The organism is Streptomyces sp. NPDC026394 (assembly GCF_055567735.1).
On the sequence record NZ_JBVHPX010000005.1, the window covers coordinates 308,767 to 330,920 of the forward strand.

Annotated in this window: 19 protein-coding genes; 9 read left to right on the top strand and 10 right to left on the bottom strand. The window is 73.3% G+C overall.

All coding sequences use genetic code 11. The annotated features are described in order from the left end of the window. The first annotated feature begins 47 nt into the window (after positions 1–47). From pheS to ACZ4QV_RS15085, 5 genes are all read left to right on the top strand, one after another. On the top strand, positions 48–1,172 hold the full coding sequence (gene pheS, locus ACZ4QV_RS15065) for a phenylalanine--tRNA ligase subunit alpha (protein WP_361161116.1): 1,125 nt from the start codon (positions 48–50) through the stop codon (positions 1,170–1,172). Next, the gene (gene pheT / locus ACZ4QV_RS15070) at positions 1,172–3,727 is read left to right on the top strand and encodes a phenylalanine--tRNA ligase subunit beta (RefSeq protein WP_361587224.1); all 2,556 of its coding nucleotides are present in this window, start codon (positions 1,172–1,174) and stop codon (positions 3,725–3,727) included. Before pheS ends, pheT begins: the two co-directional genes overlap by 1 nt. Positions 3,728–3,954: 227 nt before the next feature. Further along, positions 3,955–5,181, top strand: a complete 1,227-nt coding sequence (locus tag ACZ4QV_RS15075) for a PP2C family protein-serine/threonine phosphatase (RefSeq protein WP_361156366.1) — start codon at positions 3,955–3,957, stop codon at positions 5,179–5,181. 130 nt (positions 5,182–5,311) lie between these two features. After that, positions 5,312–6,649 carry a transcriptional regulator gene (locus ACZ4QV_RS15080; protein ID WP_361156363.1) on the top strand — a complete coding sequence of 446 codons (1,338 nt, stop codon included), beginning with the start codon at positions 5,312–5,314 and terminating at the stop codon, positions 6,647–6,649. 49 nt (positions 6,650–6,698) lie between these two features. Then, positions 6,699–7,229, top strand: coding sequence for an NUDIX domain-containing protein (locus ACZ4QV_RS15085; RefSeq protein WP_361156361.1), 531 nt, complete (start codon positions 6,699–6,701; stop codon positions 7,227–7,229). A gap of 42 nt (positions 7,230–7,271) precedes the next feature. On the opposite strand, the gene ACZ4QV_RS15090 is transcribed toward ACZ4QV_RS15085, so the two are convergent. Next, a complete protein-coding gene (locus ACZ4QV_RS15090) occupies positions 7,272–7,529 on the bottom strand; it encodes a hypothetical protein (protein WP_361156358.1) in 258 nt (85 codons plus the stop codon). 527 nt (positions 7,530–8,056) lie between these two features. Continuing rightward, positions 8,057–8,914: a 3-hydroxybutyryl-CoA dehydrogenase gene (locus ACZ4QV_RS15095; RefSeq protein WP_361156355.1), complete on the bottom strand. Its 858-nt coding sequence runs from the start codon at positions 8,912–8,914 to the stop codon at positions 8,057–8,059. A 179-nt stretch (positions 8,915–9,093) separates the two neighbouring features. On the opposite strand from ACZ4QV_RS15095, the gene ACZ4QV_RS15100 reads away from it, so the two are divergent. Next, positions 9,094–10,407 (top strand): glycoside hydrolase family 10-like protein, encoded by a 1,314-nt coding sequence (locus tag ACZ4QV_RS15100; protein WP_361156353.1) that lies wholly within the window; start codon positions 9,094–9,096, stop codon positions 10,405–10,407. Between the two features lie 15 nt (positions 10,408–10,422). On the opposite strand, the gene ACZ4QV_RS15105 is transcribed toward ACZ4QV_RS15100, so the two are convergent. Together ACZ4QV_RS15105 and ACZ4QV_RS15110 are read right to left on the bottom strand one after the other, a co-directional pair. Further along, complete coding sequence (locus tag ACZ4QV_RS15105) at positions 10,423–10,626, bottom strand: DUF1918 domain-containing protein (RefSeq protein ID WP_361156351.1); 204 nt, start codon at positions 10,624–10,626, stop codon at positions 10,423–10,425. Positions 10,627–10,762: 136 nt separating this feature from the next. Then, on the bottom strand, positions 10,763–11,800 hold the full coding sequence (locus tag ACZ4QV_RS15110) for a DMT family transporter (RefSeq protein ID WP_361592158.1): 1,038 nt from the start codon (positions 11,798–11,800) through the stop codon (positions 10,763–10,765). Here ACZ4QV_RS15110 and ACZ4QV_RS15115 point away from each other — a divergent pair. Continuing rightward, on the top strand, positions 11,799–13,268 hold the full coding sequence (locus ACZ4QV_RS15115) for an aminotransferase-like domain-containing protein (RefSeq protein ID WP_361156346.1): 1,470 nt from the start codon (positions 11,799–11,801) through the stop codon (positions 13,266–13,268). The genes ACZ4QV_RS15110 and ACZ4QV_RS15115 overlap by 2 nt on opposite strands. Before the next feature lie 83 nt (positions 13,269–13,351). Then, a complete protein-coding gene (locus tag ACZ4QV_RS15120; protein WP_361156343.1) occupies positions 13,352–13,852 on the top strand; it encodes a GNAT family N-acetyltransferase in 501 nt (166 codons plus the stop codon). A gap of 17 nt (positions 13,853–13,869) precedes the next feature. On the opposite strand, the gene melA is transcribed toward ACZ4QV_RS15120, so the two are convergent. The 5 genes from melA to ACZ4QV_RS15145 all read right to left on the bottom strand — a co-directional run bounded on the left by melA (position 13,870) and on the right by ACZ4QV_RS15145 (position 20,071). Continuing rightward, positions 13,870–15,171 carry an alpha-galactosidase gene (gene melA, locus ACZ4QV_RS15125; RefSeq protein ID WP_467762983.1) on the bottom strand — a complete coding sequence of 434 codons (1,302 nt, stop codon included), beginning with the start codon at positions 15,169–15,171 and terminating at the stop codon, positions 13,870–13,872. Between the two features lie 110 nt (positions 15,172–15,281). Then, positions 15,282–16,271, bottom strand: a complete 990-nt coding sequence (locus tag ACZ4QV_RS15130; RefSeq protein WP_467762957.1) for a carbohydrate kinase family protein — start codon at positions 16,269–16,271, stop codon at positions 15,282–15,284. Positions 16,272–16,410: 139 nt separating this feature from the next. Then, positions 16,411–17,220, bottom strand: coding sequence for a carbohydrate ABC transporter permease (locus ACZ4QV_RS15135; protein WP_361614674.1), 810 nt, complete (start codon positions 17,218–17,220; stop codon positions 16,411–16,413). A 98-nt stretch (positions 17,221–17,318) separates the two neighbouring features. Further along, the gene (locus tag ACZ4QV_RS15140) at positions 17,319–18,299 is read right to left on the bottom strand and encodes a carbohydrate ABC transporter permease (RefSeq protein ID WP_361156333.1); all 981 of its coding nucleotides are present in this window, start codon (positions 18,297–18,299) and stop codon (positions 17,319–17,321) included. 347 nt (positions 18,300–18,646) lie between these two features. Then, positions 18,647–20,071: an ABC transporter substrate-binding protein gene (locus ACZ4QV_RS15145; protein WP_467762958.1), complete on the bottom strand. Its 1,425-nt coding sequence runs from the start codon at positions 20,069–20,071 to the stop codon at positions 18,647–18,649. 443 nt (positions 20,072–20,514) lie between these two features. Between ACZ4QV_RS15145 and ACZ4QV_RS15150 the strand changes: the two genes are divergently transcribed. Beyond that, on the top strand, positions 20,515–21,045 hold the full coding sequence (locus tag ACZ4QV_RS15150) for a GNAT family N-acetyltransferase (RefSeq protein WP_361156328.1): 531 nt from the start codon (positions 20,515–20,517) through the stop codon (positions 21,043–21,045). A 150-nt stretch (positions 21,046–21,195) separates the two neighbouring features. On the opposite strand, the gene ACZ4QV_RS15155 is transcribed toward ACZ4QV_RS15150, so the two are convergent. Continuing rightward, a complete protein-coding gene (locus ACZ4QV_RS15155) occupies positions 21,196–22,047 on the bottom strand; it encodes an inositol monophosphatase family protein (RefSeq protein ID WP_467762959.1) in 852 nt (283 codons plus the stop codon). Between the last annotated feature and the right edge of the window lie 107 nt (positions 22,048–22,154).

The window sequence follows — 22,154 nt, forward strand, 5'->3', positions numbered from 1 at the left end:
CGTCGGGGGCAAGCCGCGCGCCAAGCCCATCGGAAGCACGGGAAGAGATGTCCGCACCCAATAAGTCGTACGACCCTGTCGAGGTCGAGGCCCTGAAACCGGAAGAGATCGCCCGCATGCGGGACGAGGCGCTCGCCGCCATCGCCGCCGCCGGTGACCTCCAGGCGCTCCACGAGGTGAAGGTCGCGCAGACCGGCGGCACCTCGCCGCTGGCGCTGGCCAACCGCGAGATCGGCGCGCTGCCGCCGCAGGCCAAGGCCGAGGCCGGCAAGCGTGTCGGCCAGGCCCGCGGCCAGGTGAGCCAGGCGCTCAAGAAGCGCCAGGAAGAGCTGGAGGCGGAGCGCGACGCCCGGGTGCTGGTCGAGGAGGCGGTGGACGTCACACTGCCGTACGACCGCGCCCGCGCGGGCGCCCGGCACCCGCTCACCACCCTCTCCGAGCGGATCGAGGACGTCTTCGTGGCCATGGGCTACGAGGTCGCCGAGGGCCCCGAGGTCGAGTCGGAGTGGCTGAACTTCGACGCCCTGAACCTCTCGCCCGACCACCCGGCCCGCACCACGCACGACACGTTCTTCGTGGAGAACGCCGCGACCGGCGCCGACCAGTCCGGGGTGGTGCTGCGCACCCACACCTCGCCCGTGCAGATCCGGTCGATGCTCGACCGCGAGCCGCCGCTGTACGTGGTCTGCCCCGGCCGCGTCTACCGCACCGACGAGCTGGACGCCACCCACACCCCGGTGTTCTCCCAGGTCGAGCTGCTCGCCATCGACGAGGGCCTGACCATGGCGGACCTCAAGGGCACCCTGGACCACATGGTCAGGGCGCTCTTCGGCGAGGGCATGCAGACCCGGCTGCGGCCGAACTACTTCCCGTTCACCGAGCCGTCCGCCGAGATGGACATGGTCTGCTACGTCTGCCGCGGCGCCTCCGTCGGCGACCCGGAGCGCCCGTGCCGCACCTGCTCCAGCGAGGGCTGGATCGAGCTGGGCGGCTGCGGCATGGTCAACCCGCGGGTGCTGGTCGCCTGCGGCGTCGACCCGGAGAAGTACAGCGGATTCGCCTTCGGGTTCGGCATCGAACGGATGCTGATGTTCCGCCACAACGTCGAGGACATGCGAGACATGGTCGAGGGTGACGTCCGGTTCACCCGGCCTTTCGGGATGGAGATCTGATGCGGGTCCCGCTTTCTTGGCTGCGGGAGTACGTCGACCTGCCGGACGGCGAGTCCGGCCGGGACGTACAGGCCAAACTCGTCGCCACCGGTCTGGAGGTCGAGACCGTCGAGCAACTGGGCGCCGGTCTGGAAGGCCCCCTGGTCGTCGGCAAGGTGCTGACCATCGAGGAGCTGGAGGGCTTCAAGAAGCCGATCCGCTTCTGCACGGTCGACGTCGGCCAGGCCAACGGCACCGGTGAGCCGCAGGAGATCGTCTGCGGCGCCCGCAACTTCGCGGTCGGCGACAAGGTCGTCGTGGTCCTCCCCGGCGCCACCCTGCCCGGCGACTTCAAGATCGCCGCGCGGAAGACGTACGGCAAGGTCTCGCACGGCATGATCTGCTCGGGCGACGAGCTGGGCATGGGCGACTGGGGGTCCCCCCAGACGGAGTCTGGGGGAGGTCCGGGCGGCATCATCGTGCTGCCCCCGGAGTACGAGCCCGGCACCGACGCCATCGAGCTGCTCCAGCTCGTCGACGAGGTGCTGGACATCGCCGTCACCGCCAACCGCGGCGACTGCCTGTCCCTGCGCGGCATCGCCCGCGAGGCCGCCATCGCCTACGGCCTGCCGCTGCGCGACCCCGCGCTGCTGGACGTGCCGCCGCCGAACTCCTTCGGCTACCCGGTCAAGGTCGCCGACCCGATGGGCTGCGACCGCTTCACGGCCCGTACGGTCGTCGGTCTCGACCCGGAGGCGCGCTCCCCGATCTGGCTCCAGCGTCGCCTGCAGAAGGCCGGCATGCGCCCGATCTCGCTCGCCGTGGACGTCACCAACTACGTGATGCTGGAGCTCGGCCAGCCGCTTCACGCCTACGACCGGTCCCGGGTGGACGGCGCGATCGGGGTGCGCCGCGCGGAGCCCGGCGAGAAGCTGACGACCCTGGACGGCACCCAGCGCGTCCTGGACGCCGGTGACCTCGTCATCACCGACAACCGCGGCCCGATCGGCCTCGCGGGTGTGATGGGCGGCGCCAACACCGAGATCGCCGACGCGGTGGCCGACCCGGAGACCGGCCTGGTCAACGGCACCACCGAGGTCGTGGTCGAGGCCGCGCACTTCGACGCGGTCTCCATCGCCCGCACGGCCCGCCGCCACAAGCTGACCTCCGAGGCGTCCAAGCGCTTCGAGCGCGGTGTGGACCCGCAGGCCGCGTCCGCCGCGGCGCAGCGCACCGTCGACCTGCTGGTGCTGCTCGCGGGCGGCACCGCCGAGGCCGGCGTCACCGAGGTCGTCTCGCCCAGCGGGCCGCGCACGATCACCGTGAGCGCGGACCACCCGGACCGCGTCGCGGGCGTCACGTACGGCCGCGAGACCGTCGTACGCCGCCTCCAGCAGGTGGGCTGCGACGTGTACGGCCAGGACGAGCTGGTCGTGACGGTGCCGTCCTGGCGGCCCGACCTGACCGACCCCAACGACCTCGCCGAAGAGGTCATCCGCCTGGAGGGCTACGAGAACCTGCCCGCCACGCTGCCGAAGCCGCCCGCCGGGCGAGGTCTGACGGAGCGTCAGCGGCTGCACCGCCGGGTCGGCCGCGCGCTGGCCGGCGCCGGCTACGTCGAGGCGCTGAACTACCCGTTCATCGGCGAGACGGTGCTCGACCAGCTCGGCATCGAGGACGACGACCCGCGCCGCCGGGCCGTGCGGCTGGTCAACCCGCTCTCGGACGAGGAGCCGCTGCTCCGTACGACGCTGCTGCCGGGCCTGCTCGGCGCGCTGCGCCGCAACGACGGCCGCGGCTCGCACGATCTCGCGCTCTTCGAGACCGGCCTGGTCTTCCGGCCGACCGGCGACGAGAAGCCGTCCGTACGGCTGCCCGTCGACCGCCGCCCGAGCGACGAGGAGATCGCCGCGCTGGACGCTGCGCTGCCCGAGCAGCCGCGCCGCGTCGCGGCGGTGTTCGCCGGGGCCCGCGAGCAGGACGGCTGGTGGGGCAAGGGCCGCCCGGCGACCTGGGCGGACGCCGTCGAGGCGGGCCGCACCGTGGCGCGTGAGGCGGGTGTCGAGCTGATCGTGCGCCAGGACCAGCACGCGCCCTTCCACCCGGGCCGCTGCGCGGCGCTGCTCGCGCTGATCGACGGCGAGGAGGTGCTCGTCGGCAACGCCGGTGAGCTGCACCCGCGCGTCACCAAGGCGCTCGGCCTTCCGGAGCGCACCGGTGCGATGGAGATCGACCTGGACCGGGTCGAGCGGGCCGGCTCGGGCGCCGTCCAGGCTCCGCGGATCTCCACCTTCCCGGTCGCCACCCAGGACGTCGCGCTGATCGTGGACGCGTCGGTCCCGGCGGCGGAGGTGGAGGCGGCGCTGCGCTCCGGCGCGGGCGACCTCCTCGAAGCGCTGCGGCTGTTCGACGTGTTCACCGGCGAGCAGGTGGGCGAGGGCAAGAAGTCCCTGGCCTACGCGCTGCGCTTCCGGGCACCCGACCGCACGCTGACCGCCGACGAGGCGTCCGCCGCCCGGGACGCGGCGGTCGCGGCCGCGGTCGAGCGGACGGGCGCGGTGCTGCGCGGCGCCTGATCCGCGCGGGACTCCCACCGGGGCCCGGCGACGAACCCGAGGTTCGTCGCCGGGCCCCGGTGCGTTGTGCCGACCTTCATCCGATCGGGTGAGATCAGAGCGCAAAGTATCCGTTTGAGCACACGCGGTCGCAAGAATCGTCAGCGGACGATGCGGCTTGCTCAGACAGAGGGTCTGCCGCGGGACCGGGCCGACCGCCTCGATGGTTGCTGGGGGGAAGCATCGGCATGATCCGATCCTGGGCGCGGCGGAGCGCCGCGCGGCCGCGGGCCGCGCGGGCCCGGCGGGCCTTCGTCCTCGTGCTGCCCGGTCTGTGGGTGCTCGGCGTGGTGGTCTGGGAGCTGTGCACCCCCGCCGAAGGCCAGTTCCTGCAACTCCTCGCCGCGGCCCCCGCCATAGCCTGCGCCGGCACCGGTCGGCGCCAGTGCGTCGTGCTCGGCGGCCTGTGCGCCCTGCTCGCGCTGTCGCCCCTCGGGACGGTGTCCTCCGGGGCGCACCCCCTCACCCGCGTCGGCACGTGCTGCGCCGTCCTCGTGGTCGTCGCCGCCAGCTACCTGACGGCGGGCCGGCGCCTGCGCCTGCTGCGGGAGCTGGAGCGTACGAAGGAGGTGGCCACCGCGGCGCAGCGGGTGCTGCTGCCCCCGCCGCCCGCACGGGTCGACGGCATCGTGGTCGCCGCCGACCACCTGGCGGCGGACGAGGCGGCGACGGTCGGCGGCGACCTGTACGACGTCGTGGCGACCCGGCACGGCGTACGGGTCGTCATCGGCGACGTGCGCGGCCACGGCCTCGGCGCCATGGGCACGGTCGCCGCGGTGCTCGGCAGTTTCCGGGAGGCGGTCCACGACGAGCCGGAGCTGGGCCGGGTGCTCCGCCGACTGGAGCGGGCGCTGCACCGGCATCTGCGGGAGCGGGCCCGTACGGAGCACCCGTCGGCCGGGGGCGGGGAGCCGGAGAACCCGCTGTCCGAGGAGTTCGTGACGCTGCTGCTGGTGGAGATCGCCCGGGACGGCGCCGTACGGACCCTCAACTGCGGGCACCCCTGGCCGTACCGCCTCAGCCGCAGCGGTGCGCTGCCCGACGCGCCCGGCGAGCCGATGCCGCCGCTCGGCCTCTTCCCGCTGCCCGCCGAACTGCCGGTGATCGACTGCCCGCCGCTGCTGCCCGGTCAGGCGATCTTCCTGCACACCGACGGGGCGACGGACGCGCGGGACGCCGACGGCACGTTCTTCCCGCTGTCGCGGGCGCTCGACGAGAGCGTCCGGTCGGTCAGGGACTGCCGCGCCTCCGCGGTCGTGGAAGGCGTACGGGCCGCGCTGCTGCGCCATTGCGGCGGGCGGCTCTCGGACGACGTGGCGCTGCTGGTGCTGTGCAACGACCGCCTGCGGGTACCCGCAGGGGCGGACCCGGCGGCCCTGGCACGCGGGCGCGTCCGGGCGGGCCGGGCGGAGTGAAGCAGGGCGCGATCGGTTCACACCCCGTGTGAAGCCCACCTCATTAGGCTGATCTCAAGGGTTGTTGAGTCGACAAGTCTACGAGCGGTCGCCCGGCCGGGGGGTGGGGCGACCCCGTCAGGAGGGCACCATGGAGCCCAACAGCCTGCTCGACGCGATTCTCGACGAGGCAGGCATATCGCACGCCGGGCTGGCGCTGCACGTCAACCAGCTCGGTCGGCAGCGCGGACTCGCGCTGCGCTACGAACACACGGCCGTGGCCCGGTGGCTGAAGGGGCAGCGGCCGCGGGGCCAGGTACCCGACCTCATCTGCGAGGTCCTCAGCGAACGGCTGCACCGGGCCGTAGGGCTCGACGACATCGGACTGAGCCGGCCGGGCGTGCGCCGCGTCCCGGACACGCCGCTCTCCGGATTCGTGGAACGGGCCACCGCGCTGTGGCGTTCCGACGAGCAGCAGCGCCCCCATGTGCTGTCCGCCCCCGCCCTCACCGGTACCTCGGCGGTCATCCCCGTCTGGGAGTGGGAGAACCCGCCCGAGGACTCCGACGTGTCCCGGACCGGCCTGACCAGGGTCTCCATGGCGGACATCGAAATGCTCCGCGCGGCGCGTACGCACTACGAGCAGATGTACCGGAAGGCGGGTGGTATCGCGACGAGAACGCGGATCGTGGGATTCCTCAACACCGAGGCGGCGCCGCTGCTGCGGGGCAGCTACACCGATGCGACGGGCCGTCAGCTCCACCGGGCCACCGGCGGGCTGGTGGCCGTCGCGGGAATCTGTGCGTACGACTCGGATGCCCTCGGGCTGGCCCAGCGCTATTTCCATCAGGCGCTGCGGCTGGCCAAGGCGAGCGGGGACCGGGGACTCGGCGCGTACGTCATCGCGCTGCTGGTCAACCAGTCCCTGTTCGTACGGGAGTACCGTCAGGCGGTCGCCTTCGCCGAGGCGGCCCTGCGGGCGGCGGGGCCGCAGATCACCCCGGCACTCGCGGCGGACCTCTACGCGATGCAGGCCAAGGCGTACGCGCGCCTGGGGGACGGCGCGAGCGCGCTCTCCTGCATCCGGCGGGCGGAGGCGGCGGCCGAGCGCATACGCCCTGGTCAGGAACCCGACGAAACGGATTACGTCCAGCCGGGCCTGGTGAACGTCCAAGTGGCGGAGGCGCTGCTGAGCCTGGGGGACCTGCGGGCCGCCCGGGCCCACGCGGACGCCGCCGTCGACACCCCCGCGCACGACCGGGGCCGGGTCCACCGGCTGGCCATGCTCACCCATATCGAGCTGCGCCAAGGGGACGCGGACCAGGCTGTGGCCAACGCCGCGCAGATGACCGAACAGGCGCGGGGAATGGAGTCGCAGCGGTTACGGGACCGGCTGCGGGCGGTGCGCGAGCACCTGGCCGAAACCGGAGGTTCCGCCACCGACCGAGCTGCCGATCTGATCGACGAGGCGCTGCGCGTTCCACTGTGAGGCCGGCCCGTGTCACCTTGCCTGCTCAACGGCGGAAGGTGGCACATACGTGCGATGGAAGAATCTCAGTGAGCAGACCGTGTACGAGAACCGCTGGTTCCGGGTCAACCTCGCCGATGTCGAACTCCCCGACGGCCGTCACCTGGATCACTTCCTGATCCGGTTGCGGCCCGTCGCCGTGGCCACAGTGGTCAACGAGGCCAACGAGGTGCTGCTGCTGTGGCGGCACCGCTTCATCACCGACACCTGGGGATGGGAACTCGCCGCAGGCGTGGTCGAGGACGGCGAGGACATCGCCGCCGCGGCCGCCCGGGAGATGGAGGAGGAGACCGGGTGGCGCCCCGGCCCCCTCGAACACCTCCTCTCCGTGGAGCCGTCCAACGGCCTCACGGACGCCCGGCACCACATCTTCTGGTCCGACCGGGGCGCGTACGTGGGCCATCCCGAGGACGACTTCGAGTCCGACAAACGGGAATGGGTCCCCCTGAAACTGGTACCCGACATGATCGCGCGAGGGGAGGTGCCGGCCGCCAACATGGCGGCCGCTCTGCTGCTGCTGCATCACATCCGGCTGGGGTGACCCGGGCCGCGGCGCCCGAGGTGCGCCGCCGGCCCGCCGGCCTCAGCGCCCCATCGCCTGCCATACGGCGATCGCCAGCGCCGCGAGCCCCGTGAGTGCGGCGATGGAGGGCAGCGGCCAGCGGCCGTGCTCCAACCGCGTGACGCGGGCCTGTATGTCGCCCGCGTCACGCTCGTTCTGTTCGGAGCGCTGCGCGAGCAGCGCCAGTTGGCCGTCGACACGTGCCGTCCGCACATCGAGGCAGCGTCTCAACTCCGCCATGTCGGTGGCAACCAGGTCGGGTTCGGGGTGGGCGGTCACGGTCCGCTCCTCTTTCCTCTCTCGGGCGGGACTTCGTTGTCCATACGCGCACCAGTCAACTGCCTCGGCACGTACGGGGGAACGTGTGCGGGACGAATATGCGGGTCTGCCGCGCACACCCCGTGTGAAGTCACCCGTCGTGACGGCCGCCGGGGGAGTGCCCGCTTCACACGGGGTGCGAACCCCGCACCCGAAGAGGCCGCCTTCACACGCTCCCGGTCACGGCCCGCAAGGCCGACGCTGGTTTCAACGGGGGCCGCTGCCGGTGGACGGGCGCCCATCGGCCGGTTGTCCGCCCGCCGTCTTTCCCCCGAGCGGCGGGCGGACCACGACGGGGGGCGCCACTCAGGGGGTCTGGGACGGCGGGCGGCAAGGACGGTCGCGGGCTTCGCACCGGCGACGCGGAAAAAGGGCGGGACCGGGGCACCGGTCCCGCCCTTACTCCTGCGTGCGGGGTGCGCCGTGGCGCACGAGATCACGAGCCGCGTACGCGTCGCCCACGAGCTGCGTACGGGGTCAGTACGGGATCAGTACGAGTAGAACCCCGACCCGGTCTTGCGGCCGAGGCGGCCCGCGTCGACCATGCGTGCCAGCAGCGGGGGAGCGGCGTAGAGGGCTTCCTTGTACTCCTCGTACATCGAGGTGGCGACCGAGGCGACCGTGTCCAGGCCGATCAGGTCGGAGAGCTTGAGCGGGCCCATCGGGTGGGCGCAGCCCATCTCCATGCCGTTGTCGATGTCCTCGCGGCTGGCGATGCCGGACTCGAACATCCGGATCGCCGAGAGCAGGTACGGGATCAGCAGCGCGTTGACGACGAAGCCGGACCGGTCCTGGGCGCGGATCGCGTGCTTGCCCAGCACGTCGTGGACCAGCGCCTCCGACCGCTTGATCGTCTCCTCGCCGGTGGTGAGCGCGGGGATCAGCTCGACCAGCTTCTGCACCGGTGCCGGGTTGAAGAAGTGGATGCCGATGACCTGGTCGGGGCGGGAGGTGGCGACGGCCAGCTTCACCAGCGGGATGGAGGAGGTGTTGGAGGCCAAGATCGCGTCCGGGCGGGTGACGACCTGGTCGAGGACCTGGAAGATCTCCGTCTTGACCTGCTCGTTCTCCACGACCGCCTCGATGACGAGGTCGCGGTCGGCGAACTCACCGAGGTCGGTGGTGAAGCTGAGCCGGTCGAGCGTCGCGTCGCGCTCCGCGGTGGTGATCTTGCCGCGCTCGGCTGCCTTGCCGAGGGAGTTGGTCAGCCGCGTACGGCCCAGCTCCAGCGCCTCGCCGGTGGTCTCAGCGACCATCACGTCCAGGCCGGAGCGGGCGCACACCTCGGCGATACCGGCGCCCATCTGGCCGCAGCCCACCACTCCGACGCGTTCGATGTCGGTCACATCGTGCCTTTCGCTGATCTCGGGGTCCGGCGGGGCGCGCGGGACCGGCCGTACCTGCGGCAGGGACCCCGGCGTCCGCCTCGGCCCCGACGTTACTCCGCGGAATGCTGTGCGGCGGGGGCAGGGGCGGGCATTCTGTTGTCCTGAGACGGACGTTCCGGACACTTTGGGGGCGTGGCATGAGACGGATCACACGAAGAGCGTTCGCGGTCGCGGCTCTCTCTGCGGCCGCCGCGGCACCGGCGCCGGGGAGCGCGGCGGCCCGCGGCCGTGGTGCGCACGGTGGCCGGCCGGAGTTCCGCGGCATGTGGCTGGCCACGGTCGCCAACCGGGACTGGCCCTCCAGGGCGGGCCTGCCCGCCGCCTCGCAGCAGGCCGAACTGCGCGCATATCTGGACGCGGCGGTGGCACGCCGCCTCAACACGGTGGTCTTCCAGGTGCGGCCGACGGCGGACGCGCTGTGGCCGTCCCCGTACGAGCCCTGGTCGGAGTACCTGACCGGCGTCCAGGGCCGTGACCCCGGCTGGGACCCGCTCGGCTTCGCCGTCCGCGAGGCCCACCGGCGCGGCCTGGAACTGCACGCCTGGTTCAACCCGTACCGCATCGCCAACCACACCGACCCGTCGCGGCTGGTGCCCACCCACCCGGCGCGGCTGCGTCCGGACTGGGCCGTGCCGTACGGCGGCAAGCTGTACTACAACCCGGGTCTGCCCGAGGTCCGCGCCTTCGTGCAGGACGCGATCCTGGACGCGGTGGAGCGCTACGACATCGACGGCGTCCACTTCGACGATTACTTCTACCCCTACCCGGTGGCGGGCCAGACCTTCGACGACGACGCCGCGTACGAGGAGTACGGCGGGGACTTCGCGACCCGGGCGGACTGGCGGCGCGACAACATCGACCTGCTGGTGCGTGAGACCGCGGAGCGGGTGCGGGCCGCGCGGTCGCCGGGCGGCGGCCGGTGGCCCGGCCGGGGCGGTGGCCGGTGGCGCAGGCCGCGCCGTACGCACCACCGGCCCGTACGCTTCGGTATCAGCCCTTTCGCCATATGGCGCAACCAGGCCACCGACCCGGCCGGTTCGGACACCCGCGCCGGCGTGCAGACCTACGACGACCTCTACGCCGACACCCGCAAGTGGGTACGCGAGGAGTGGATCGACTACATCGTGCCGCAGGTGTACTGGAACATCGGCTTCCCCGCCGCCGACTACGCCAAGCTCCTGCCCTGGTGGTCGGAGACGGTCACCGGCACCCGCGTCCAGCTGTGCGTCGGCGAGGCGCTGTACAAGGCGGGCGCGCCGGGCCAGCCGCCCGCCTGGCAGGACCCCGCCGAGCTCTCCCGCCACCTCACCCTGGCCCGCGGCCACCCGCAGGTGCGCGGCCACATCTTCTTCTCCGCGAAAGAGGTGGCCGAGGACCGCACCGGCGCGATGGCGCGGGTCGTCGCCGACCATTACCACGGGCCGGTGCGGCCCCCGCGCCCCGCGTCGTGAGACGGCGGCCGGGCCCTACTCCTGGGCGTCGGCCGTCGGGAAGTGCCGTACGACGGTGTCCGGGCCGGGCGACATCAGCGTCTCGTGGCCGTCCTCGAACCGCACCCGGTACGGCGGGGTGCCGTCCACCCCCAGGACTTCGATGATCTCGGCGGTCCGGTCGTGCTGCCCCACGATCCTGCCGTGCACCAGCAGCCGGTCTCCCACACTCGCTCTCATCGGCTACGGCCTCCTCGTCAGTCGGTCGGAGGGTGACTGTTGCGTGGCCGTCAGTCTACGGCCGGGCTCCGCCGATGCACCCGCGGAACGCGCCACCCGCGCGGGTCCGGTACGGACTTTTGCCGCCCCCGGCCGGTCAGGCGGCCGAGCGCTGGGTGACGGCGATGCACAGGAGGACGGCGACGGCGGCGACCGGAGCGGCCAGCGGTAGCTGCTCGCCGAGCAGCAGCACCGACCAGACCAGCGTCAGCAGCGGCTGGGCGAGCTGGAGCTGACTGGCCTTGGACACGCCGATGGCCGCCATGCCGCGGTACCAGACCACCAGGCCGAGGAACTGCGAGCCGAGGGCCAGCCACAGCAGGCCGGCCACCGCGTGCGCCGTCAGGTGCGGCGGTTCGGCGAGCAGCGCCAGAGCGGCGCCGGGCACGGTGACCGGCAGGGCCAGCAGCAGGGCCCAGCCGATCACCTGCCAGCCGGGCAGATGGCGGGCGAGCCGGCCGCCCTCGGTGTAGCCCGCCGCGCACACCAGGAGCGCCGCGAAGAGGTGGAGGTCGCCGGTGCTCGGCGCGCCGCCGCTCTGCTGGACGGCGAAGCCGATGACGACGACCGCGCCGGCCAGCGCCGCGGCCCAGAAGGTGCGCGACGGGCGGGCGCCGGTCCGTACGGCCGAGAACGCGGCGGTGGTCAGCGGCAGCAGGCCGACGACGACCGCGGCGTGCGAGGTGGTGGAGGTCTCCAGCGCGAGGGTCGTCAGCAGCGGAAAGCCGAGGACGACACCGGCCGCCACGACGGCCAGGCCCGCCCAGTGGCGGCGCTCGGGCAACCGGACGCGGAGGACGACCAGGCAGCACCCGGCGACGGCGGCGGCGAGCACGCTGCGCAGGGTCACCACCGTCCAGGCGCCCATGCCCTCCAGGGCCCACGCGGTGGCCGGGAAGGTGAGGGAGAAGGCGGCGACACCGAGGGCGGCGAGCAGGGTGCCGAGGGCGGCGACGCGGGGCGCGCAGGCGTGCACCACGGGGGCCGGGCGCGGGGCCGTGCCGGCCGGGGCGGTGGGTCCGGCGGTCGGGCCGACGGCCTGGGCGGCGGCCGGGTGGACGGCTGCGGCGGGCCCGGTGCCCGGAGCGTTGACCGCTATCGTGCTGCTCGGAGTAGCGCTATCGTGATCTCTCATGCACGAGCGTAGCAGCGTCGCTGAACTGGCCGCCATTCTCCGGAACGGCCTCAACCGCTACTCTCCGGGTGAGAAGCTGCCATCGAGCCGCGCCCTGGTGGAACGGCACCGGGTCAGCCCGGTGACGGTCTCCCGCGCCCTGGCCGAGCTGGCGGCCGAAGGGCTGGTGACCACCCGCCCCGGCGCCGGCGCCTTCCGCGCCGAGGCCCGGCCGCAGGCCCGCCCGGTGGACACCTCCTGGCAGGAGATCGCGCTGAGCGCGGAGGCCGCCGACGACCACGCGCCACGCGGCGTGGACGCCTCCGGCGTGCTGGCCACCCTGGCCGCGCCCGCCCCCGGCGTCATCGAGCTGAACGGCGGCTATCTGCACCCCGGCCTCCAGCCGGAACGCGCGCTCGCCGCCGCGCTCGCCCGGGCCGGGCGCCGCCCCGGAGCCTGGGGCCGGCCGCCCATGGAAGGCGTCACCGAACTGCGGGCCTGGTTCGCGCGCGAGATCGGCGGCCCCGGCGGCACGCTCGCCGACTCGGACGTACTGGTGACGGCGGGCGGGCAGAGCGCGCTGACCGCGGCGCTGCGCGCGCTCGCCCCGCCCGGCGCGCCGGTGCTCGTCGAGTCGCCGACGTACCCGGGCATGCTGGCCGCCGCCCGCGCGTCCGGGCTGCGGCCCGTCCCCGTACCGATGGACGCGGACGGGGTACGGACCGACCTGCTGGCCGAGGCGTTCCGCGCCAGCGGAGCCCGGCTCTTCGTCTGCCAGCCGCTGTTCCAGAACCCGACCGGGACGGTACTGGCCGCCGGGCGGCGGACCGAGGTGCTGCGGATCGCCCGCGCGGCCGGCGCGTTCGTGGTCGAGGACGACTTCGCGCGCCGCCTCGTCCACGAGGACGCGCCGCCGCTGCCGCCCACGCTGATCGCCGACGACCCGGACGGCACGGTCGTCCACGTCTGCTCGCTGACCAAGGCCACCTCGCCGAGCCTGCGGGTGGGCGCGCTCGCCGCGCACGGGCCGGTCCTCGACCGGCTGCGGGCCATCCAGGTCGTGGACAGCTTCTTCGTGCCCAGGCCGCTCCAGGAGGCGGCCCTGGAACTGGTGGGATCCCCGGCCTGGAGCCGCCATCTGCGCGTCATCTCCGGGCAGTTGGCGGTGCGGCGGGACGCGCTGGCCACCGCGCTCCACCGGCATTTCGGCGGTACGGAGCCGTCCGGGGCAGGACCGGGGGTGCAGGTCGTGCCGCCCGGCGGCTACCACTTCTGGCTGCGCCTGCCCGACGGTACGGACGAGGCGGCGCTCGCCGGCGCTGCACTGCGCGCGGGCGTCGCGGTCGCGCCCGGCCGCCCGTACTTCGCCGCCGAGCCCCCGGCCCCGCACCTGCGCCTGACGTTCGCCTCGGCGGCCGGTACGGCCGAACTGGCGGAAGGGGCGAGGCGGTTGCGGGCGGCGTACGAGGAAGTGCCGAGGGGCGGGTGAGCCTACGGGGCACGGGAGGGGCCGAGCGCAGGGCGACGGGTAATACGTTCGACTCCGGACGGCTCCTCTGCGAGCCTCCGTCCATGAACGACAGCATCCCCGGCGCTCCGGGCGAGCGCGCCCCCGCGGCCGTGTCCGACGGCATTCCGGCCGGTTACGAGGTCTCCACCGACGCCGACCGGCTGGACCTGGCCCTGATCCACCACTGGCTCTCCACCGACGCGTACTGGGCGCTCGGCCGCCCCCGCGAGCGCCAGGACCGCGCGGTGGCGGGGTCGCTCAACTTCGGCCTCTACGAGAACGGGGCGGCGGACGGCGGTTCCGGCCGGGGACGGCAGGTCGGCTACGCCCGTGTCGTCACCGACCGCACCACCTTCGCCTGGCTCTGCGACGTCTACATCGCCCCCGCCGCCCGCGGCAAGGGCCTCGGCACCGCCCTCGTCACCCACATCCGCGATCACCTGGCACCGTACGGCCTGCGCCGCATCCTGCTGGCGACGGGCGACGCCCACGACGTCTACGCGCGGGTGGGCTTCGAGCCGCTGTCCGAGCCGGGCAAGTGGATGGCGCTCGGCCTTCAGTAGCGGCGCCGGGCCCCGGCTCAGTGCCCCAGCACCTCCCGCAGCTCCGGCTGGAGCAGGTCGGCGTGCGCGCGCACGAGGTCGTCGCACAGGTCCCAGATGCGCTCGACGGGCAGCGCGGCCGCGGTGGCCGGGTCGGCCATCGCCGCGTGCCGGATGTGGCGCGGGTCGCCGTCCACCGCGGCCCGTACGACCAGCTCGTTGGCGCTGACATAGGCCCGGTTCAGGGCCGCGCACTGCGGGGGCAGAGCGCCGACCCGGGTGGGCTGGACGCCCAGCGAGTCCACCAGGCACGGCACCTCCACCACGGCGGCGCCGGGCAGGTTGTCGATCAGGCCGTGGTTGGGGACGTTGCCGTAGACCGTGCGCGGGGTGCCGGAGACGATGCTGTGGATGATCTGCGGGGCGTACTCCATCGTGCCCTCCACCGGCAGCGGTGATCCGACGGCGAGCGCGTCCCGGGTCCGCTCGTACTCCGCGGCGTTCTCCTTGATGATGTCCAGGTACGTGCCGATCGGCAGCCGCAGCCGCTCCACCTCGCTGTCGTGGTGGAGGTACCAGGGCACGTACTCGGAGGAGTGCTCGCTGGTCTCGGTCGGGTAGTGGCCGAGCCTGCGGTACATGTCCACGCGTACCCGGCGCAGCAGTTGCGGGTCCTTGGCGATCACGTCGTCGAGCAGCGGGTACAGGCTCTCCCCGTTCCGTTCCAGACGCAGCACCCACGCCTGGTGGTTGACGCCCGCGGCCAGGTAGGAGACCTCCTCGTACGGGACACCCAGCAGCTCCGCGAGGTCGTGCACGGTCCAGTACACCGAGTGGCACAGGCCGACGACGCGGCGCAGCGGCGTGGCCTGCGCCAGGTACATCACGTTCATCGCCATCGGGTTGGTGTAGTTCAGCAGCCACGCGTCCGGGCAGAGTTCGGCGATGTCGTCGGCGAGGGCGCGCAGCAGCGGGAAGGTCCGCAGCGCGCGGAAGATGCCGCCGACGCCGAGGGTGTCGCCGATGGTCTGGCGCACCCCGTGGCGGGCGGGGATGCGGAAGTCCAGACGGGTGGCCTCGTCCATGCCGACCTGGACGGTGTTGATGACGAAGTCCGCGCCGTCGAGTGCCGCCCGGCGGTCGAGGTGGGCGGTGACGACCGGCTCGGCGCCGCGGGTGGCGGCGATGTGGCGGGCCGCGCCCTCGGCGGTGGCGAGGCGTTCCTGGTCGATGTCGTGCAGGGCGACGTGCGCGCGCCGCAGTTCGGGGAAGGCGAACAGGTCGGCGAGGAGGCCCTGGGTGAACACGACGCTGCCGGCGCCGATGAAGGCGATCTTTATGGTGCCGCGGTCGGTGCGGCCGGTGTGGCCGGTGCGGCCGGTCGGTCCGGTCTCGCCGGTCGGGGCGGTGCTGCTGGTCGGTGCCGTGCTGCCGGTCGGGGCGGTGCTGGTCATGGGTGGCTCCCTGGTCGGGTGGTGAGGGCGGCGGCACGGGCCTCGTCCCAGGTGGGCTGGGCCGCCGTACCGCCGTGGGCGCGGGTGGACAGGGCGCCGCAGGCCGCGGCGAAGGAGAGCGCCGTGGGCAGGTCCATGCCGTGCAGGACCGCGGCGACGAAACCGGCGTCGAAGCTGTCCCCGGCGCCGACGCTGTCCACCGGGTCGGTGGGGACGGCGGCCGTACGGGTCAGCGTGGCGCCGTCGTGGGCGAGCGCGCCGGCCGCGCCGTCCTTGACGACGACCAGCGGACCGAGGCGGGCGAGGGCGGCGGCAGCGGCGGCCGGGCCGGTTTCGGGTCCGTCGCCTTCGGGCGGCCCGGGAGCCAGTGCCGCGGCCAGCGCCCGCGCCTCCGCAGCGTTCGGCAGCAGGACGTCGGTGGACTTCAGTACGGGGCCGAGGAGTTCCGGGTCCCAGCGCTGCGCGGGGTCGTCGTTGGTGTCGAGCGAGGTGGCGGCGCCGTGTCCGCGGGCCCGCGCGAAGATGTCGCCGAGCGACCGGGCCAGGCGCGGCATCAGGAAGAACGATCCGGCGTGCACGTGCCGGCAGTCGGCCAGCAGCCGGTCCGGCACGTCCCGCGCCCCGGTGGCCGCCAGGCAGCCGGGAGCGGTGAGGATGGCGCGGTCGTCGCCCCGGGCGAGGACGGTGGTGAGCGGGGTGGGCCGTTCCGGGTCGGTGACCAGCGCCGTGACGTCGACGCCGCGCTCGGCCAGTGCCGTACGGACGAAGGCGCCCGCGGCGTCGTCACCGACCCGCCCGGCGAACGCCACGCGCAGCCCCAGCCGCGCCGCTCCGCAGGCCGTGATCGCGGCCGAACCACCCATCAGCAGGCGTCCCGAGGCGACGAGTTGCTCGCGCTGCCCGTACTCCAGGGTGCGGGGGACGGGACCGACCACCACGTCGGGGTTGGCGTCGCCGATCACGAGGAGGTCGAAGGAGCGGGGCACGGGTACCTCCGGGGCGGGGGCGGGGACAGGGACGGGGGCTCGATGAGGAGATCGGGACGGGTGGGGGCCGGGCGAGATCGGTACGGGTGAGGGCCGGGCGAGGGATCGGGTGAGGGCTCGTCACGGTCGGGCGACGCGGCTACCCCTTCAACCCGCTCGACGTCAGCGACTGGATGAAGGTCTTCTGCGCGAAGAGGAACGCCACCAGCACCGGCAGCACCGTGATCACATTGCCCGCCATGATCGCCGACCACCGGTTGTGGTGCTGTCCCTGGAAGGTCGTCAGCCCCAACTGGAGCGTGTACTGGGTGTCGTGGTTGATCGCGATGAGCGGCCAGGTCAGGTCGTTCCAGGTGGTCAGGAAGGTCAGTACGGCGACGGTGGCCAGCGCGGGGCGGGCCAGCGGCAGCACGACGGAGTACAGCACCCGCAGCCGCGAGCACCCGTCGATCCAGGCCGCCTCCTCCAGCTCCCTGGGCAGCGCCAGGAAGAACTGCCGGAAGAGGAAGACCGCGAACGGCGTGACCAGGGACGGCACGATCAGCGCCCCCAGCGTGTCGATCAGTCCCAGGTTCTTCATCACCAGGAACGTCGGGATCATGGTGAGCTGGAACGGGATGGCCATGGTCGCCAGCATCAGCCCCAGCAGCAGCCGCGACCCGGTGAACCGCATCCGGGCGAAGGCGTAGCCGCCCAGCGAGCCGAGCACCAGGTTGGAGAGGACCGCGGTGACCGCGACGATCGAGGAGTTGGCGAACCACCGCGGGAACATCGCGTTGCCCAGCACGTAGTCGTACCCGCCGAGATCGATGCCGGACGGCCACAACGAGGGCGGGAAGCGATTGATCTCCGCGTTGGTCATCACCGAACTGAGCACCAGCCACACCAGCGGCAGCGCGAAGCCCAGCGACAGCGGGGCGAGCACCAAGTGCCAGGCGCTGAAGGGCAGACGCCCGCGCCGGGCCGGGCGTCGCGGCGTGGCGGTCCCGCTCGGGCCGGCGGTCCTGTGCGGGTGCGCGTCACCGGGCGGCACGGCCGCGGGCGCGCTCAACGGACCGCTCCGTCCGGCGCGGCACCCGGCCGGCGCCGCCGGTACAGGCGCAGGGCGGTGCCCACGACGAGCAGCGCGACCGCGAGGACGTATGCGGCGGCGGCCCCGTATCCGGCGGTGAACATCTGGAACGCCTGCTCCCATACGAAGTAGACGATGACGGTGGTCGACCCGAGCGGGCCGCCCTTCGTGGTGACGTAGATCAGGTCGAACACCTGGAGGGCGGTGATCAGTTGCCACAGCAGCAGGAAGACGGTCACCGGCGTCAGCGAGGGCAGCTTGATGTGCCACAGCACCCGCAGCCGGCCCGCGCCGTCCAGCCGCGCCGACTCGATCAGTTCCGGCGGCACGTCCTGGAGCGCGGCCAGGTAGACGACGACACAGAAGCCGACCCCGCTCCACAGCGAGATGAGCACCAGCAGGTAGAGCGCCTGCCCGGGGTCGGAGAGGAAGCCCTGTGGGGACACGCCCAGGTGGTGCAGCAGGGAGTTGGCCACCCCGAACTGCGGGTCGAGGATGAAGAAGAACAGCACGCCCTGCGCCGCGGCCGAGATCACGAACGGGATGAAGATCAACGTCCGGTAGAGGCCGATCAGCCGGATGCGGCGGTTGAGCGCCAGCGCGAGCACCAGCCCGCCGAGCAGGCTCAGCGGCACGTACAGACCCGCGTAGACGAGGGTGTTCTCCACCGCCGTACGGAAGCCCGGGTCCCGCACCAGCGCGTGGTAGTTGTCCAGGCCCACCCAGCGCCCCGGCGTGACCAGGTCGTCCGCCCGGAAGGAGAGCAACAGCGACCAGACGACGGGGACGATGCTCAGCCCGAGGATGATCAGGACGGACGGGCCGACGAAGGCCCAGGCGGTGGCGTTCTCCCGGCGGACACGGCCGGCGAGGGTGCGGGGGCGGCGGGGGGTGAGGGCGGACGGGTGCCGGTTTCCGGGGCGGTGGCGGCCGGGGGGCTCGTGGTGGGGGTTCAAGGTGAGGGGGCGGGGGGTGCGGGGAGGGCGGGGTGTGGTGCGGCGGGCTGGACGTCCTGTTCCCGTGCGCTCCGGTCCCGTGCTCCCTGCTCCCGTACGCTCCGATTCCGTACGGCCGGATTCTGTGCGCCCTGTTCCCTTACGGTCCGGTCCCGTGCGCCCCGGTCTCGTACGCTCTGGTCCTGTACGTCGATTTTCCGTGCGCTCCGGTTCCGTACGGTCCGGTCCTGCGCGCCCCGTTTCCGTGCGCTCCGGTCCCGTGCGGTCGTCCGCGTGCGGACTCGGTGGCATGGCCCCCTCTTCCGTCCGGCCGTGTCCGGCCGCCGCCTCCCGGGCGTCGTCCGGTGTCATCGCGGGATCAGCAGGGCCGCGTCGGCCTTTTCGGCGCAGGTCCGCAGCGCCTCGGCGGGCGAGCTGCGGCCCAGCAGTACGGCCACGATCGCCTCACCGACAGCCTGCGAGATCTGCGGGTACGCCGGGTGGACCGGCCGGACCCGCGCGGTGTCGAGCGCGGCGGTGAACACCGGCAGCCCGGTGGTCCGCGCCGAGTGCCGCCGCCATTCCGGGCGCGCGGCCGTCGCCTTGCTCAGCGGCAGGCTGCCGCCGCCCAGCGCCCACCGCACGTCCTGCGCCGGATCGCCCAGCCAGCGCAGGAACTCGACCGCCGCCCGCGACCGTTCCGGTCCGTTGTCGAAGACGGTCCAGGTGTCCGGGCCGGCGATCGTGCAAGGCCGGCCGCTGTACGTCGGCGGCGGCACCACGTCGTAGTCGACCTTGCCCTCGACGATGTCCGGCAGTTCCCACGGGCCGGTGGCCATCATCCCCATCCGTCCGCCGATGAAGACCTGGTGCATCTGCTCGCTGCCCGGCTTGGGGTCGACGTAGACGCTCTTGTCGGCGGCGAGCCGCGCCAGGGTGCTCAGCGCCCGCTCCCCGACGTCCTTGAAGCCGATGCTGTGCCCGTCCTGGGCGATGACCTCGCCGCCGAGGTCCCACACCAGCGGCCACAGCCGCCACACGGTGTCCTCGTCGCCGGTACCGGGCCAGCTCGTACCGAACGTGCCGCGGCGCGGGTCGGTCAGCAGGCGTGCCGTACGGACGAACTCGTCCCAGGTCCAGCCCGCCTTGGGGTAGGGCACCCCGGCCTGCCGGAACATCTTCCTGTTGTAGACGTAGCACAGGGAGTCCAGCACGGCGGGCGCCGCCCGCACCCGCCCGTTGAGCGCGACGGCGTCGCGGACCGAACTCCAGAACTGCGGCCAGTACGCGGTGCCGCGCAGCGTGTCGGTGAGATCGACGACGCGGGGGCTGCGGGCCACCCGGGCGAGGTCGGCCCCGAAGATGTACGCGATGTCCGGGTGCGATCCCGCGGCCAGTGCCGCCGTCACCTTCTGGAGCATGGCGTCGGCCACGACCCCGCCGCCTCCGGCGTCGACCCGGATGCGCGACTGCCTGCGGTTGAAGTCGTCCACGAGCGCCTGGACGGCCTTGCGGCCGGTGTCGGCCTGGCCGTGCCACAACTCGACGACGATCCGGCCGTCGGCGCCCACGCTCCTGGCCGCCGAGGAACCGCAGGCACCGAGGAGAGTCCCCCCGGCGGCGCCGGCCGCCAGCGCGGCCCCGGCGCGCAGGAGTTGGCGGCGGGGCGATCCGCCGGGCTGATGTCGGAGCGGTCCGCCGGGCTGTTGCCGGGGTGGTCCGCCGGGCTGTGGTGCGCCGCCGTCGTGCCGTAAGTCTGCCGAGCCCGTGTCCCCGCCGGTTGCGTCGCGCATCACCGGCCACCCCCTCGAAGAACCGGTCCAAGGTTCCGCAGAACCGTTCGCGCCCGCCCTCGGGCCCCCAAACCGGACGGCCGGGAGCCCTCAAGAGCTAACCAGCAGGCAGCGATCAGTGCAATGGTGCTGCGGCGAGGCAATGGTGCTGTGGCGACGGATGGGAAAGCGGCCCTCCGCCCGTACGCAGCCCGCACGCCCGGGCCAGCGCCGTCGCGAGGCCGGCGCGTCTTCTAACGCGATCGTGGTCCCGCTGGTGGCGGTCGGTGTAAGGCGAAGCCGCCCGGAGCGTCCGCGGCTCCGCCCGCCACGGCTGCGGCGCCCCCCGGATCGTTCATGTACTGATCATGGCATCCGCGCAACTGCCGCCCCACTTCTTCAGGTTGTTCCCCCGGCCGCGGGCCTCCCGCTCCGTACCAGGGGCGACCGCTAACCTGCCAGGCATGAATCAGGCGAACGGTGATGTCACCCCGCACGACGTCCGGCCCGACGGCATAGACGGCTTTGACAACCACGACGACCATGACGGCTACGAGGTCAGGCCCGGCGTCCCGACTGCCGACACGTACCGGCAACTGCGCCGGTCGACCGGCCTCGGCGACAAGTCGGCCGAGGGCGCGGCGATCGGCCTCCCGAACACCTGGTACGGCGTCACCGTGCACGCGTCACCGGAGTCCGCGGACGGCGGTGCGACGAACGGCGCAGGCCCCGTCGGCATGGGCCGGATCATCGGCGACGGCGGCTGCTTCTTCCAGATCGTCGACATCTGTGTGCTGCCGCAGCACCAGGGTCACGGCTTGGGCAAACGCATCATGGCCGCCCTCACCGCCGAACTGGAGCGCCGCGCACCGGCGGGCGCCTACGTCTCCCTGATCGCCGACGGCGACGCCCGCCACCTCTACGCCCAGTTCGGCTTCACCGAGACCGCACCCGCCTCGGTCGGCATGGCGTTCATGCCCCGCCCGGCCGACTGAGCACGGCCCCTGCCGCGACGACGGCCGGCCGAGGTCACGGCCGAGACGGTGCAGACGGGACCGCCGGTGCAGACCGGACCGGTCGGCGGCGTAGACCGGACCGACCGAGGGGCGGGCAGGACGGACCGGCGGGGCGGGCAGGCCGGCGGGTCAGGCAGGGCTCAGGGTGAGGGACGGGTTCAGCAGCTCCAGCAGGGGGCCGTGCAGCCCACGGGGCGCGACGAGGAAACCGGGTGCTCCGGCCTGCCACGGCCGCCCCGCCGTGTCGGAGACGACGGCTCCCGCCTCGCGGGCCACCAGGGCGCCGGGCAGCAGATTGGCGTCGTCCCGGCCGTACTCCCAGAAGGCGTCCAACCGCCCCGCCGCCGTGTCGGCGATCTGCCACGAGGTGGGGCCCAGGTTCCGTACGGCTCCCACGGCGGGCACCACCGCGGCGAGCGACCGGCCGGCTGCCGCCACGGCCGAGGGCTGCCCCGCGGCGAAGGGCGGGTGACTGGTCCCCACGAGGGCCGCTTCCAGCCGGGTCCGGGCCGACGGGGTGATCGTCTCGCCGTTGCGGGTGGCGCCGTGCCCGGCCGCGGCGAGATACGTCTCGCCGAGCAGCGGCGCGTGCAGCGCCGTGGCCACCGGCTCACCGGCCCGCACCAACGCGAGGCTGACACAGAAGTACGGCAGATCCTGCATGAACTGCACCGCGCCGTCGATCACGTCCACCATCCACACGTCCCCGTCCGCAGGCAGCCCGGGAGCCGGGGCGGCGTCCGGAGTGGCGCCTGGGCTCCGGTCGTCGTGCAGTTCCTCGGCCCAGGGAACACCGGGCAGCAGTGCGTCCAAATGCCGTCGCACGACGGCAACGGCCGGGGCTTCCAAGGCCAGGTAGGCGGCGGCCAGTTCCTCCATGGTGTCGGTGGGCGTGGTGGCGCGGCGCGGGGTGGCGAGCAGGAGCGCACCGACTTCGTGGGCGGCAGCAGCCATCGGGGCGAGCAGGGATGCATACGTCATGAGCTTCTCCACGGGAACGGCAGACCCTTCCCCGACGCCAAGGACAGCGGTCCTCGTCCGACGCCGGGAGCGGTTGATGCCGTCGATCCTGCGCTACGAGGGCCATA